General features: G+C 42.5%; 14 protein-coding genes and 2 pseudogenes. 6 read left to right on the top strand and 10 right to left on the bottom strand.

What is annotated here, in order from left to right:
• The first annotated feature begins 229 nt into the window (after positions 1–229).
• Positions 230–364, top strand: coding sequence for a hypothetical protein (locus N4J56_RS36660; protein ID WP_317111742.1), 135 nt, complete (start codon positions 230–232; stop codon positions 362–364).
• 799 nt (positions 365–1163) lie between these two features.
• On the opposite strand, the gene N4J56_RS36655 is transcribed toward N4J56_RS36660, so the two are convergent.
• A complete protein-coding gene (locus tag N4J56_RS36655; protein WP_317111764.1) occupies positions 1164–2084 on the bottom strand; it encodes a polysaccharide pyruvyl transferase family protein in 921 nt (306 codons plus the stop codon).
• Between the two features lie 128 nt (positions 2085–2212).
• Between N4J56_RS36655 and N4J56_RS36650 the strand changes: the two are divergent.
• Positions 2213–3026 (top strand): annotated as a pseudogene (locus tag N4J56_RS36650) (IS5 family transposase).
• Positions 3027–3610: 584 nt separating this feature from the next.
• Here N4J56_RS36650 and N4J56_RS41625 read toward each other — a convergent pair.
• The 4 genes from N4J56_RS41625 to N4J56_RS36630 all read right to left on the bottom strand — a co-directional run bounded on the left by N4J56_RS41625 (position 3611) and on the right by N4J56_RS36630 (position 4707).
• A complete protein-coding gene (locus N4J56_RS41625) occupies positions 3611–3841 on the bottom strand; it encodes a transposase (RefSeq protein ID WP_410500771.1) in 231 nt (76 codons plus the stop codon).
• Complete coding sequence (locus tag N4J56_RS36640) at positions 3838–3975, bottom strand: hypothetical protein (protein WP_317111741.1); 138 nt, start codon at positions 3973–3975, stop codon at positions 3838–3840. The genes N4J56_RS41625 and N4J56_RS36640 overlap by 4 nt, the downstream gene beginning before the upstream one ends.
• Positions 3975–4172: a hypothetical protein gene (locus N4J56_RS36635; protein WP_410500770.1), complete on the bottom strand. Its 198-nt coding sequence runs from the start codon at positions 4170–4172 to the stop codon at positions 3975–3977. Before N4J56_RS36635 ends, N4J56_RS36640 begins: the two co-directional genes overlap by 1 nt.
• Positions 4173–4266: 94 nt before the next feature.
• The gene (locus N4J56_RS36630) at positions 4267–4707 is read right to left on the bottom strand and encodes a helix-turn-helix domain-containing protein (protein ID WP_317111740.1); all 441 of its coding nucleotides are present in this window, start codon (positions 4705–4707) and stop codon (positions 4267–4269) included.
• 193 nt (positions 4708–4900) lie between these two features.
• Here N4J56_RS36630 and N4J56_RS36625 point away from each other — a divergent pair.
• A pseudogene (locus N4J56_RS36625) lies at positions 4901–6294 on the top strand (IS110 family transposase).
• Between the two features lie 136 nt (positions 6295–6430).
• Here the strand turns inward: N4J56_RS36625 and N4J56_RS36620 are convergent.
• Positions 6431–6631, bottom strand: a complete 201-nt coding sequence (locus N4J56_RS36620; protein ID WP_317111739.1) for a hypothetical protein — start codon at positions 6629–6631, stop codon at positions 6431–6433.
• Positions 6632–7157: 526 nt separating this feature from the next.
• A complete protein-coding gene (locus N4J56_RS36615) occupies positions 7158–7355 on the bottom strand; it encodes a hypothetical protein (RefSeq protein ID WP_317111738.1) in 198 nt (65 codons plus the stop codon).
• A gap of 292 nt (positions 7356–7647) precedes the next feature.
• Here N4J56_RS36615 and N4J56_RS36610 point away from each other — a divergent pair, with 292 nt between their 5' ends.
• Positions 7648–9264, top strand: coding sequence for a hypothetical protein (locus N4J56_RS36610; RefSeq protein WP_317111736.1), 1617 nt, complete (start codon positions 7648–7650; stop codon positions 9262–9264).
• Positions 9265–9591: 327 nt separating this feature from the next.
• Here N4J56_RS36610 and N4J56_RS36605 read toward each other — a convergent pair whose 3' ends face one another.
• A complete protein-coding gene (locus tag N4J56_RS36605) occupies positions 9592–10113 on the bottom strand; it encodes a hypothetical protein (protein ID WP_317111734.1) in 522 nt (173 codons plus the stop codon).
• Between the two features lie 430 nt (positions 10114–10543).
• On the opposite strand from N4J56_RS36605, the gene N4J56_RS36600 reads away from it, so the two are divergent.
• Positions 10544–10915: a hypothetical protein gene (locus N4J56_RS36600; RefSeq protein WP_317111732.1), complete on the top strand. Its 372-nt coding sequence runs from the start codon at positions 10544–10546 to the stop codon at positions 10913–10915.
• A gap of 36 nt (positions 10916–10951) precedes the next feature.
• On the opposite strand, the gene N4J56_RS36595 is transcribed toward N4J56_RS36600, so the two are convergent.
• A complete protein-coding gene (locus N4J56_RS36595) occupies positions 10952–11146 on the bottom strand; it encodes a hypothetical protein (protein ID WP_317111730.1) in 195 nt (64 codons plus the stop codon).
• A gap of 348 nt (positions 11147–11494) precedes the next feature.
• Here N4J56_RS36595 and N4J56_RS36590 point away from each other — a divergent pair, with 348 nt between their 5' ends.
• Positions 11495–13273: a group II intron reverse transcriptase/maturase gene (locus N4J56_RS36590; RefSeq protein WP_317111728.1), complete on the top strand. Its 1779-nt coding sequence runs from the start codon at positions 11495–11497 to the stop codon at positions 13271–13273.
• 114 nt (positions 13274–13387) lie between these two features.
• On the opposite strand, the gene N4J56_RS36585 is transcribed toward N4J56_RS36590, so the two are convergent.
• Positions 13388–15187, bottom strand: a complete 1800-nt coding sequence (locus tag N4J56_RS36585) for a Tn3 family transposase (RefSeq protein ID WP_317111762.1) — start codon at positions 15185–15187, stop codon at positions 13388–13390.
• Between the last annotated feature and the right edge of the window lie 7 nt (positions 15188–15194).

The raw sequence follows: 15194 nt of genomic DNA, 5'->3' as shown, positions 1-15194 counted from the left end.
AAATTTTGCACTAAAAGCACTCGGATAACTTTTAAAGCCAACTTGAAAATAGATGAAATATTCTGGCTTTCGCTCGATTCCTGCTCTAGAATTTGCTATAGGTGCAGTTGGCAGCAGTTTCTCTACCTGTAGAATCGCAAGTGCCTGCAATCATTTTAGAGTCATTTTGACTAGAAATCAAAATTTTTCGATTTTTTGACTTTCTCGCTTTAATCCAGGCTGAATGCTCATGATTCAAACTCAAACGAGCGATCGACAACCATTGGTCGAGCTTCATGGCGATTTGCCCCAAAGTTTGAACTCGAAAGAGTGGACGTACAAGCTTTCGATTGCGGAGGAGTTTTTGGGAAAAGATTGCCCGTGAACATTCAAAATCGCTCGACATTTCTGAATTACAATGTTGAAAAAATACAATACCGAAATGTCGTGTCTTGCATTAGCAAATTACCTTGATGAAATTATGTCCATTTTTACAAAAAGAACTGTTATCGTCGGCACTTTAGCTATTTTAAAGTCTATAGCAATTGCGCTCTATCGATACATCATAGGACAACCTTCTCGAACCAAGAGCCGACTGGCAATAGCGTTATTGACGATCGCGATTGCCCTAAACACTTCTTGTTCTGGCACAATCTTTCACCTCCTGGTTGCTGTCGCGGTGGGTTGGACGATTGCAACTTGCTACTACTCGTGCGGCGTTTTCGATGCAATCGCGCGATCTTCCCATGTACCTGTACCTGCATCTACTACAAAGTCGACATGGTTGTGCGCCATTGGAGGACTGCTTGCTTCTGCGCTGGGGGTATACGTTGCACCTAGTAGCTACCACATTTTCTTCATGAGCGCGTTCGCGTACAATTTCCTGGCGCTGTTGGCGAGCGCGTGCATTCACTTGCCGCGTCTATCGATGACTGCGATTTATAAGATGTTGAGAAACTTTTAATGCTAACGAAATGTGATTTTTGGTCTAATGGTTTCCTGATTGGATTTACAATTAATGGTATTTGTTTCGGGCTAGCATCTGCATTAGTATTTGTCGAAGCCGATCTCACTCTAAATCATCGTGAAGCTGAGTATCTTACATTCAAAGGATTTGTGTATTCTATTATGAGTTTTGTTAGCCTGCTTGTAGTTTTGCTAACCTGCAAGTAGTATTACGATAATTAGTCTTGACATAACTTCGTATAAGCATTTACATATTCCCGCTTCATAGCTGTATACATCTGCTCTAATTTATTTTTTCCTGATGTATGAGCATTAATCGCTACATTGACAACCTCGGCTAAATCTTTTTCCAATCCCAACTCATCGAGCGATAATACGAGTGTCTCTTGGCTCAAGAGTTGCATAACTCCTACTATTTTTTGTTTGTAATAACTCCCAGAATAAATTCCGATAGTAGGGATATCAAACAGAGCTAGAATTATATTGAAGTGGTAAGCACAACCAATTCCTACACGAGCGCCAGCCAAGCGACTTAAAAAACTGCGCCATCCCTCTTCATAAGGATCGCGAACAACTAAACTATCTTGATAATAGCGATCGAGGATTTCGAGTAAGTTGCGATCGCCTGGACCAGGTTCTCTACCAAAACAAAAGTATTCTGGTTGAGAACTTCGATCGTCTAGCAACTGTTTAAGATAGGTTTCTAAACTGAGTTTAATTAGATTGTAGTTATAGTCTGGAAAAGATTTTAGATTAATAGCTGTAATAGAATTTGAACTACGATTGTAATTACGTTGCTCTAATTTTAACCGAGTGAGTATAGGTAAAAGCAAAATAACATCGTCGCCTAAAACTTTAGTATTTACGTCAATTTTTAAATTTTTAACTATCGATAAAGATGCTATCTCTCTGACAAATAAATAATGAAATTTTCTGGCGAAAAGCTTAAGAATTACGAGACTAGCTCTACTTTTAAAAGGTCCCAATCCTAATCCCGTCCCAATAACTTTTATTTTAGGATTGAAACTACGTGCTAAGCTAATAGTTATGTATTCGTAAATAATTACCTCTAACCAACGTTCGTTGAGATATCCTCCGCCTATGTAGTGAATGATATCTAGTTGCTTTAAAAAATTAATATATTCTTTGGTAAACAGAGCTTTGTGAAATAATTTATATAAGAGCTGATTTCTAAAGAGAATCTAAATCAAACAAGAAACGAGGCAAAAGTCTTTTACGGTAAAGATGTGGCGTTTTCTAGCTATCCATGAGCCAATTGCCTCAAGCGATCGATCCTCAACGCAAACTGTATCCGAGCGATCTGAGCGATGCAGAATGGGCAATCATTCGTCCCTTGCTCCCAGAACCCAAAGGCTTTGGGCATCCTCGCACAGTGGATTTACGCGAAATCCTTAACGCCATCTTCTATGTGCAACGCAGTGGCTGTCAATGGGAAATGTTGCCCCACGATCTGCCACCGCACCAGACGGTCGACAAATACTTTCAGAAATGGCAACAAAAGGGCGTATGGCAGCAGATCCACGACCATCTCAGGCATAAGCTCCGAACTCAAATGGGACGAGCCGAAAAATCAACTGTGGCGATGGCTGATTCTCAGTCGGTGAAGACCACGGAAAAAAGGGGGAGGTCTACGGCTTCGACGGTGGCAAGCTCGTCAAAGGACGGAAGCGGCACTTAGTCGTAGATTCTCCAGGGCTGGTGATTGGCATTTTAGTGAGTGAAGCGAATTTGTCAGAGCGCTTAGGGGCAGCGACTATTTTAGCTGAAGTGGGCGAGGAATTATCCGCCACTGAGGTGGTTTGGGTAGACCAAGGGTACAGTGGCGAGAACTTCGCACGAGTGGTACAACAGATTTGTGGAGCCAGGGTGGAAGTGATTGAACGGATTGCCAAAACATTTGAAATCTTGCCGAAGCGATGGATTGTCGAACGAACGCAATGGTATAGCTCAATCGCTATCGTCGCTTGAGTAAAGATTACGAACTGCATTGTGAAAATAGTGAGAGCATGATTTATGGTTCTTTGATTCGGCTCATGACCCGACGGTTGGCAGCTACTTAATCTTCCCTTTAGAAATCAACTCTTATTGGCTTCTCAGTATCGTCAATCAGTATTTCACGGACGAAGACAAGCTTTTTCTACCTCAAGCAAAATTTTGGACAACCCCTGCATCATTCCCGCACCTACGAGTGGTATCTGGTCGTCGGCGATCCCCTAGCCAGTCCACCTGCCCTAGAAAGACATGAAAGCCTTCAACTCTCACTTCCACAAACGTTTCACCTTAACTTAGTGCCATTCGGGTAAAACCTTAATTCTTCGTAGGCTGAAACCAACTAGATTCGTCGAATTTTCCTAAAATGACAGAAGCTGTTTACGGACGCGATCGCTTCCGTTATGGATGGAAGAAACAAAATAAGATGCACCGAAAAAATTACATTACACTTTTATTGTGTCCTGACAGTTAAGACCGATCCCCAATGGTGCTTCGTCGCCCGTACAGAAGCTTGGTTCTGGGTTGAGACGGTTATGACATTGGTGAAATGGTTGTGCCATTATCCCGTTTAGGAGAGACTGTATTTATCCGTCAACCCAGGTCAGGGCGCACTTCCAATTGCTAGTAGAGGTTGGCGGAAATACGCCTACCGTTAAGCAGCCAGTGCCTTACCTTTATATGTCCACTGGAATGGTTTTGCCATCGTATGGTTGAAATAGGTAATGAATTCAAGGATACGCGCTTTCAAATCAGCTTGAGTGGTAAAACTGGCTCGCCTGAGTAGCTTCCGTACTAAGATACTGAACCAGATTTCAATCTGATTTAACCAGGAACAATGCTTGGGAGTGAAGTGAAACACAATTCGGTGGGTCGGATCACTCAAAAAGCAGCGCGAGTGTGCATGGATTTGAGAATGCCCTGCTTGCCTTTAATCCCCAGGTCATCAGTGATTTGTTCAACTTGAGCGACAAACCGTACTAACGATTCTGATTGATGGATGTTTAAGCAGTCCATCACTAGGTGTGCCATTTGGAAGCATCGGCAGCCGTTGCCAGGGTTTGTTGGATATGGGTGAGATAGTCTGCCTCGGTGCGAGTCTCTCCAACGGTTGGATGAATCACTTGTCCACTGGCAACATCGAAACTAGCAATCAAGGTTTGGGTGCCGTGGCGAATGTACTCAAACTCCTGTCGTTCTCGCTTGCCTGGTCGCATCGGCAGGTTTTGGCTTTCCGCTCCAGCGCTTGAATTCCGGTCATTTCGTCAATACTAATGGTTCGTTCTCCTGCCTTGGCTCGTTCTGAGGCACTCAAGTAGGTATCGCAGATGACGGTGACTTTGTCGTCGAACGCAGGGTCGGGGGTTCAACCAGTAACCGGACTGATGTGGTTTGAGCGTCGCTTCCTCTAATAATCGTCCCATGCCGAGGCGAGATCCGCTCTACAATTCCCTGTTTGACCAGTTCATCTGCCAGTTCTCTCGGTGTCCAATGACTGATGGGTCGCCCGTAGGTTTCTGGCTTGTCACAGGCTAAAGCAAACAATTGCAGCATTTGTTCCAGGCTAAATGTTGCAGGGGTTCCCGGACGTTCCGCATCCTGCAACCGTTCCTCTACAGGCAAATCTTTCTCGCTTAAGGTTAACCATCGTTCTCGCCATAACCTTGCCATGTCCCGACTGATATTCAGCCTGCTGGCAATCTCCCTGTGATTGTATCCCTCGTCTGCCAGCAGAATGATTTCGGCTCTCATGGCGATTTGTTGGGGGTGCGATGTCGAGCTACTAATTGTTTGAGTTGTTGACGTGCGGTTTCATCTAACGTCAGAGGTTTAGGGGCTGATTTCGGCAAGGCGCTTGACTTATTCAGGAGAACCTATCAAGCATAGCCGAATTTACGCCAAGCTCTACTAGTATGACTCTACATTGCTGAGGGAGCCTTTGATGATGAAAACACCAAAGTCTAAATCCCGTTTCCGTCAACCAAGTACGAATGAAACTTCTGAGTTAAAACCAATCAACCCAAATGCAGCAGGTATTGACATCGGTTCAGAATTTCACTGGGTGAGTGTTCCAAAACAGCGAGCATCTGAGTGTGTAAGACGTTTTGGCTGTTACACAGCAGACTTATACGCCATTGCAGATTGGCTAGCTGAATGTCAAGTGGAAACTGTAGCAATGGAATCAACCGGGGTGTATTGGATTGCTTTGTTTCAAATCTTGGAGACAAGAGGCTTTGAGGTTAAACTTGTCAACGCCCATCACGTCAAAACCTTACCTGGACGTAAAACTGATATTTTAGACTGTCAGTGGCTGCAACAGTTACATAATTACGGATTGTTGTCTGGTTCTTTTCGCCCAGAAGACCAGATTTGCGTATTGCGGAGTTATATTCGCCACCGGGATAGTTTGATCAAAAGTGCTTGTGTTCACATTCAACGGATGCAAAGACTTTAACCCAGATGAACGTGCAACTGCATAAAGTTGTCAGCGATATCACTGGTACTACTGGAATGGCAATTATTCGAGCGATTGTTGCTGGGGAACGAAACCCACAAATTTTGGCAGCTAAAAGACATCACCGTACTAAACGCTCCCAAGCAGAAATTGCTGCTGCTTTAAATGGTGATTATCGCAGTGAGCATATTTTTGTACTGCAAACAGGAATTACAACTTTATAATGCCTATCAAGCTCAGATAGCTGCTTGTGACCATCAAATACAGGAGTGCTTGGCTCAATTTAGTGACAAAGTTAATCTCGATGAATCTCCGCTTCCGCAACCAAAGCATTTCCGTCACAAACCTCAAGGCAATGAACCTGCTTTTGATTTACGTACCCATCTCTACCGAATTAGTGGGGGATTTCACTGCCATTGATGGTCTTGGTATCCTGACGGTGCAAACCATTATTTCTGAGGTCGGTTTAGATCCTACCCGATTCCCAACTGTTAAACACTTTACTTCCTGGCTTGGTCTTTGCCCTTGTAATCGCATCACTGGTGGTAAAGTTAAAAGTTCTCAAACTCGCTTGGTGGTTAACCCTGCTGCCAATGCTTTTAGAATGGCAGCACAAACAGCTGGCAAGAAGAGCAATTCTGCCTTGGGTGCTTTCTATCGTCGCTTACGTTCTCGACTTGGCACCCCAAAGCTATCACTGCTACTGCTCATAAGCTGGCACGAATTTTTACCGACTTTGGACAACTGGCGGTAACTATCAAGATCTTGGCATGGATTATTATGAGCAACGTTACCAAGAACGAGTTATCAATAACCTCCAGAAAAAGGCTCTAGCTTTAGGTTTTGAACTTACTCCTCAGCCCCAAGCAAATACTGTTTCTTAGGAGAGGGATATTTAGTGACTTCTGTGCTGTGACAATGAGGACATTCGATTGCTACCAAAACAGTCATAAGGCAAAATCCAAGCTTTTTATCCATTATACTCAACCAACCGATCTAGAACATCTCCGAGAATCCTCTTCAACAAAAACCGGTTATAGTACCAGATCCCGTTGGTAGACAAAATCCAGAACTTCTGCCTCCAGAGTTAGAAGGAGGACTCATCATCGCCCCAAAAAATAGCAGGACACCTAGCAGCAGGCTAAAGCCAGGAATGACACCGAAATAAATAAAGTAAAATATCTTTGCCCCGCGATCGCCACATCGATCTTCTTGATACATATTGCTAACCCTTCTTTAAAAGCTTTTTACAGTTTAGTCTTGTGTTTTTGGAACCCAGGTTGCAGGTACTGCCCTGTGGACCCGATCCACAGGGCAGTACCCGATCGCTTCTATCGACATAACCGATGAGGATTACGACCTACGGCTCGGTGCCAACCGCCGCTATAGCTTCAGTCGACGTGGATGTAGTCAATGGTCACTGTGCCAACCGTGTTGAAGAAGTCAATGACCGCCTGCTTTCCGAATCTGAAGGTTCCCTTATTAGTAACAACGTAGCCCGCGTTATTTCCTGACCACAAGCGGTGCACGTCAGCGATAAGAACCTTAGCGCCCCCTGCATTTGCGAAGCACATCCTGGGAGGGCGGGGGCTCGAGGCGGGTCCTTGACGGATGTGCAGGTAGCCGAGCTCATTGCAGCGTACACGGTTGATTGCTTGAGCTGGCAGACCCATACCAACAGAGATCGATACTACGGATGCAGCCACGGCAGCCCACTTGACGACCTTACCTCGCAACGAGAGGTTTTTTACTCCCCCCCCGCTATCGCTTCTAACTCCTCATCCTTTGATAACTCAAGGTCAGAAGAGGCGATTTGGACTTGCTGTTCGAGACTTTTTTGATCTTGCATCTTGGAAGTCATGATGAATACTCCTTGTTCTGTATGATTTGTTTCTTCAACGATGGTGGAAAACCTCGTTTCGTTCGAGAGCCGTTTTTGTGTCATGTTTTTTCCTTAAAAGCTGAAAATTGTCATCTTCCTCAGAAGTAGGAATTTGAATTTCAAAGCTTTAGTGGCATTGTTTTCTATGGGCTATAGCCCAAGGCAAGTAACCCAATTTAAAGTTCAACATAATAACGCTTCGATTAGGCTTTGATTAGGCTTTAGAAATATTTTTAATTTTTGTAAACTTCAGTTTGAGAAGCTGCTAGTCAGGTTAATGTATGGGGTAGACCAAACTTTTTAAAACTATACACTTCTCAGTCTATTTCATATTAGATACCGTTTGAACTACATTATGGAAAAAGGGAATTGGAGACCTGAAAAAAAATTCAGATGGGGACCTGAAAGTGAAAAAAGATTAAATTGGGGACCTGAAAGTAAAGAGGATGACAAACAATTTTTGAAGGCGTTGCTGGATGGCACTAAGACATCTGCTGGAGACAAGCTAAGCAAATTTGAGTGGCAAGATGAGAGCAGCGAGCATCCCAAGTTGCATATCCAAACTGAGAAGAAATTTTGGTATAAAGATGATGGAAAAGATAATTCCAATAAATTAAGCTATGACCAGCTTAGGGCTGTCATTAAAAGATTCGAATACTTAAAAATTATAACTAGCAGTGATTCAAGCAGGGGTAGTAAGCTCTGGAAATTCGATTTGCAACTTTGGAGCAAAGATACAGCTACGAACTTGAGTAAATTCGAGGAGATATACGGAAAAGAGTATAAAGAACCGAAAAATCCAAAAGAACCAGAGCAAGGATCGCCCAATAACCCTAGCGCAGTTGACACAAGTGATATGGATGTTGAGCAATCTTCAGATATCGAACAGCAAAGTATTGAGAATAAGAAGCTATCTTATAGCGACCCTTTACTAGACTGTGCCTTTTTTCAGGGTAGGCAGAATGACATTTACACTGATGTTTCTAAAAAAACAATTCTTGTTCTTGCGCTCGGTTCCATTGCTCAACCAAAGCAAGAACTACAGAACGAAGTAAGAAGAATCAAGAATGCTTTAAAACAATCTCCAGATCGAGATAAGTTTGATGTCAAGGAAAAGTTTGTAGCAAGTTATGAAGACTTAGAAGCCGTTTTTAAGGTTAGACCGTGGATTGTTCATTTTAGTGAATACGGAAATGCTAAAGTGGAGGAATTAGCTCTCGAAAATGAGAAAAACGGTAAAACTCAATTGGTGAATATTTTTGCCTTAACGAAAATTTTTAAGGTCTTTGCAGCCTTTGGTGTAGAATGTGTTATTCTCAATTCTGGTTATTCAAAACTGCACGCAAAGCTAATCAGTTTGTACATTAACTATGTGATAGCAATGGAACAAGTAAACATAGATGACATCATCAGATTTTCAATTGGATTTTATACACAATTAGGAGAGGATATTTTGCTTGAAAAAGTGTATCAATCTGGTTGTAGCTTAATTGAATTAAGAGGGCAGTCAGAAAACTCACCTCCACTATTTTTCCAGCGAAATAATACAATTGAACAGCTTAAAAACTACGGATTAAAAAGTCAAAAAATTCTAGACGAAATTTACACAGTTTGGAACAAAAAAACTGAGTCTTGTTATCGCAATTTTAATAGCGATGATTATAAACCAGTTTTAGATGAACTGCAAAAACAGCATGATTTACTTCCTGAAGAAGCTATAGCTATTAATTATTTGGGACTAGAACCTTATCAACAAGAGGAAGAACAGATCAAGAAATATGAACAAACGCTAGAAAAAGTAGTTGAGCGCTCTGGTGTACTCACTGAGCAAAACCGTAAATTGCTAAAGGCATGGCAAGACTCTTTGAATATTAGTAATAAGAAGGCTGGACGAGCTTACAATAATATAGCTATTTGTTTATTACATAATGATAAGCTAAATGAAGCAGTTGCTCTTTTAATGAATCGATAAATTTTAACGAAGATGACCCAGTAGCTTATTATTATCTGGGATGTATTCTTTGCCTACAAGATAAAACAGCAGAAGGAATCGATAAACTTAGGAAGGCGAAGAAGTATATCAGGCTATGGAGATGAGAGCGCTCTTGTAAAGAAAATCGAACAAGAGATTGAAGAGTTTGAAATTAATAATAATACTTAACTATTGCAAAAATCTCTAAAGATGGATATTTAGAGACTAGCGGACTGTTGGAAGACGTTATTTTCAGGAATACCGCTATCTTTCAGAGCTACGGTCGCAGCTTCCCTTGCCACAAAAGTGACTTCATCTGGGGATAATTCATTCCCGTATTTCCGTTCTATTAAGCTTCTTGCTTTTTTTTATTATTTTTCCTTTAAGTATTTCATGGCTCTGCTCTAAAAATAGGCGTTGCTCTACAGGACTTTCAATATTCTGAAGTTGACTATTTACTATTTTATTTTCTCTATCAATGTCCTCCTTGAGTGCTTCCGCGATAATTATAATAGCTTCTTTAATAATCTTTTTCTGTTCAGAGTTTTCAGGACACTGAATATGCGGTTCTTCCTCTGGTAGGTTATCAACACATAGACTAGGATGCCGTGTGTTATTATCTCTACCAGTTTTGTCTGGACTGGGCGATAGTTTTTCTATCAAGTCGCCTAGATCCACTGGGGAAAAAGGAGGCTGTTTGGGCACACGACCAGGTGGGTTGGTAGGAATTCCAGTCGGCTGTGGTCCGTTGATACGAATTCGAGGCCGTGCTACCGCCAATTCGATTGGTAATGAAGCAAATGAAGCAACCGTTGCAAGTAATATAGCGATGCCACGATTTCTTGACATTTTCCTTCCCTTCTCTACTGGTTATAAGTGTGCTGTAAACACATTTTTTAAAGGGTAATTGGTTTAGTCCCCTTAGCCTAAAAAGATGAAAACAGAAGCTGGTGACATCTAGCTACTCCTCGGATTGACGTTGACTCAATTGCCGGAGTAAGGAGCGAATCACCTGGCGCTTGGTTTCTTGGCGCTGAAGGCAGTAGTCCTCTAGGGCTTCGATTAGCTGAATTCATTACCATCATCGACGAGGTGTCCTTTGACAAACCTTACCACACCCAATATAGGGGTAGGTAGTGCAATTTTGTAAAGGGTAGAGAAAAAAGGCTTCCAACTGGTTGCGGGTTTTAAATCCTGAGAGAAATTGTCTGTAACCCTTTATCCAAGTGGGTCACAACCAACAGCCGCTAAAATGGCTTCAGTCGATTTGGTTTGATATGTGACCGTAGTGATACTGCCTCAAGTTCGCACCTGGAAAGCAATTCCCACACAACTGACCCTGGCTCAGTTCCATGAATTTGTCTTGCCTCACTTGACAACTGGGACTCGTGAACCCCAACCGAAACTGGACTTGCACAAGATGTTTAACTACATTCTGAAGCTGTTATATCTGGGGTGCCAGTGGAAAGAATTGCCGATTGAAAAGGATGTAGACGGACTGCCAGAAATTCACTACACGGCATTGAGCCGAGATAAGTGCAAGTGCGATTCGTTCTGGAGAACCCCATTACTTGGGAGGATTCCAGGCTTCAGTAGAGTAACCCATCAGGGGTTGAGTCAGCACTTTAATCCTCTGCTGATGACAACTTGATATCCATGTAGGTGAGGTGAAATTTTAAACCAAGTCCTATCGCCCTGGTGCGGGGTTGAAAGCACATAAACTACCAAAATGGTAGCCCCTACGGAGACGACTGACTATCAAATTCGTAAAGCGGGGATGAAAGCGGTTAATGGTGGTAATTGCTGAAAGCACCAACCGCAAGCAAGAGTCTATGGGGAGAGCAAGCGAAATGTCGCCATCGCCATCGTCAGATCTCACCAAGGAATATAAGCTTGTGCTTTGGGCACGCCTTGGTTCGGAAATAACCGATAGGGTAAGGACTGTTAGGTTCTTGCAACCGAAACAGCGCACTTCCTAGACCCCCGGTGGATAGGCATCCCCTAAAGGCTCGAAACAATGGATGTCAGGAACGAAGTAACCCAAATTCTAGCTCCTATGGCGGTCGATACATAGGTAGGCGGTCAGGCTAAAAGCTTGATTTGGAAGGGATGGGTTAAGAAGCAAATGCCTAAACCGAAGTAACGGTTAAAGCCCCAAAAGGGATGGAGTAACTTCCAGGATAAGCAGACGTAACCCGCAATGTGCATAGAGCTAGGGGTGTAAATAGTAATGAATACGCCTAAGTCAGATTCAATCGAGAATACTGAGGGATGGAGAAGTATTAATTGGCGCAAAGTCGAAAAATACGTCTTTAAGTTGCAAAAACGCATCTACGCCGCTTCACGTTGTGGCGATCTCAAGCGAGTCCGTAAACTTCAGCAAACACTAATGAGGTCTTGGTCGAATCGGGTACTAGCGGTAAAAAGGGTAACGCAAGACAATCAAGGTAAAAAGACCGCAGGAGTGGATGGTATTAAATCACTATCCCCAGCAGCGCGTTTTGACTTAGCAAAGGGTCTATTCATTAATGGTAAATCCAAACCTACACGTAGGATATGGATACCAAAAACAGGGAAAACCGAATTTAGACCGCTCTCGATACCCACTATTTTTGACCGTGCCCTACAAGCGGTAGTAAAAGCTACCCTTGAGCCAGAATGGGAGGCTCGTTTTGAGCCATCAACCTATGGTTTTCGACCCGGAAGGTCAGCTCAAGATGCTATCAAACACATCAAAAACTGCATAGTATCAAAACCTAAATTTGTCTTAGATGCAGATATTTCGCAGTGTTTTGACCGGATAAATCAGGAAGCATTACTTCTGAAGTTAAACATGAACGGTTCAGTCAGGCAACAAATCAAAGCTTGGCTAAAATCGGGAGTGATAGATTCAGGAGTTTTTGTAGTCACTAAGGCTGGAACACCTCAAGGTGGCGTACTTTCGCCATTATTATCATCCATCGCCTTACATGGATTAGAAAGCCTGATAAACCAGGAATTTCCTGCTAATTCAGCCGGAAAAATCAGAGGGGCTAAAAGCAAATTTGGCTGCGAAATCTCCCGAGCAACCTGTATTAGGTATGCGGACGATTTTGTGGTCTTAAATGAATCCTTAGCGGTCATTAAAAGATGTGAAGAAATCATTAAAGATTGGCTCAAAGGCATTGGCTTAGAATTGAAACCAGAAAAGACTCGAATAGCACACACGCTACATCCACAATTAAGTGAGGATGGTAAACCCGGATTTGATTTTCTGGGACACCACATTCAACAAGTAAAAGTGGGGAAATACCGAGACAATAAAAATAGTCTTGGTACTCGTCTTGGTTTCATCACCCTCATTACCCCTTCAAAGAAAGCAATTGAAACTCATAAACAGGATATAAAAAGCATCATCACAAAACATAGGTCTCGTTCTCAAGCGGAACTAATCAAAGACCTTAACCCTATTATCAGGGGATGGGCTTCATATTATAGAGTCTCAGATGCTGGAACTACTGGGGATTTCGCTCGGTTAGATAGAATCACCTATCTTCGACTTAGAAGATGGGCTAAAAGACAAACTGGGAGCGTCAATTTAGGTCATCAAAAATATTGGCATACCATAGGTGACAACCATTGGGTATTCACCACCAGGTCAGAAAGTAATCCTTTACGGTTACTAACACATAGCGAATTTCACTCCAGTGTAAACGATTATGTCAAAGTCCTGGGTGATAAAAGTCCTTTTGATGGTGACTTAATTTACTGGAGCCTAAGACTCAGCAAATACCCCCAGATGCCTACTACTAAAGCGAAGCTTCTCAAACAACAAAAGGGGAAATGTGCTTGGTGTAGCTTACATTTTCAACAAGACGATTTATTGGAAATCGATCATATTAAACCCATTTCCTGTGGAGGTAAGAAGGAATGGCAAAATCTCCAATTATTACATCGTCATTGCCACGATGAGAAAACTGCCAATGATGGCAGCCGGAAGTCCCGTAATGACAATAGGGAAACACATTGAGTAGCCGTGTGAAGGGACAACTTTCATGCACGGTTTCGGACGGGAGGGGTGGAACAGTAATGTTTCCCCTCGACCCTATCAAACGGAAATAGAAGCTGGAAACATTTGCCAATACTAGGTTTCAAAGATTTCGGGAGGGAGATGAATAGCGGCTTCAAATGGTTGGGGAATATTTTGCAGATTTACCACATAATCGCCATACCGCTTGATATGTCTGGTAAGGTAGGGACTTAAATTGGCGACAAAGCGATGATTTACTGGATACCCTTGTGCCGTTAACGTCTGAATTGCTAATGACATATCCACCGTATTCTGTAAAATTACCGCACTAGCAACCAAATCGAGATACTTCAACCGTTTTTCTTGCTCAATTGGATCGTTCTCAGTGATAACGCCATCCTTACCAAAAAACACCCAATCGAGAAAATGATGGTACTTTTCTACAATATTTGTAATTGCATTAATCTCTGAGCGCATCCTGGCATTGGAAATGTACTCCAACAAAAACATTGTTCGCACAACCTTTCCCAATTCCAAAAAGGCTTGATAAAGACGGTTTTTCTTGCTGTAGCTGCTCAACTTACGTAGAAGCGTAGAAGGCATTACCTTCCCCACCTTAATCGACAGTACCACCCGCATCATGTCATACCAGTGAAGCTGAATCAGATTCCAATTAACTACATCCTTAAACAAGGGGTCAATGTATTTGTAAGTGGCTGACTCATAAGGACGCAGGAAACTAAGATCCTTCCAGTTACGAATGCGTGGCATCAGCTTGATCCCCAGAAGATAAGAGATGGCAAATACAGGACCCGATTGACCTTGGGTATCTGCATACAGAGTATCAGGTTGAATATCGGAAAGATTTTTCAGCAACCCGTCTAAAATATACACTGCTTCCCAAACACCACAAGTAATAAAGTGGGTAAACAAAGCGATATACTTATCAGAAACATGGTGATAAGCAATACCGCCATAGCCACCATAGCGGATGTGATATTCACTATGTAGGTTATTCTCGTAGATCTCAAACTTACTACCATCCGCCGCCGCTCTTTTCCCTGTTCCCCAAATAGACGGTAAACTGAAACGGTTGAAAGCATTGATCGTATCTCGAATCGCCGCCTCAAGAAGAGGCGTACTAATATGGCGACGGTTGGTATAAGAAATCATGTGAGATGTTACCACGCCCCTGGAATGACGTGCCGTTTGATTAGGTCCAAGATTGCACCCATAACCAAAAGTCGTGAAAATATAGCGTTCCGCCAACTGCTTGAATTTGGGTTCACTCCCCGAAAGAGGACCAAAATGCCTTGTCCAGTTCAGCCAATGCTCAACATTACAGAGAATGTCTAAAACACTACGTTCTGGCATCAAACAGCGAATTTTTTCCTCTAATTGTTCCACCTCCTTTGGCTCAGGAGATGATGTTAGTCGCTTCAGTACAGGTTCGCCATCCTGATTAATTGTTACTTGCTTTCCATCCGCACAAAGAACATCTACTTCAGTAGCTACATGTGTTAAACATGAGCGCAAATACTCAACAAAATTTTCTGGATTGGAGGGGAATCTAAGCTGGTTGCAATATGACTCTATCATGGGTTCACATTCTGATAAAGTCAGCAATTGTTCGCGGAAATCAGCATAACTTTCCGACCCAATAACACAAGCATCCCCAGTTTTAAATTCATTTGCTAAGTAAGAAAACACACAAATTTCTAATTGTTGGCGGACTAAAACCTTAGTTCCTTCAACTTCCTTAACAACCAGAGTTCGCCAGTTATTACTAATAAAATCTAAATTGATTTCAAAAGGCAGATGCTTGCCCCGCTTATGTTCATTCTCTAACACGAACTTTAAAGCATCAATCACCGACTCATCAGCAGAAGTTGAATGAATATCTAGAGAGCGTATTAAACTA

It is taken from the genome of Chroococcidiopsis sp. SAG 2025, from assembly GCF_032860985.1.
In the GTDB taxonomy this organism is placed as follows: Bacteria; Cyanobacteriota; Cyanobacteriia; order Cyanobacteriales; family Chroococcidiopsidaceae; genus Chroococcidiopsis.
The sequence above is the reverse complement of the archived record's forward strand: the minus strand, read 5'-3'. Positions and strand labels throughout refer to the sequence as shown.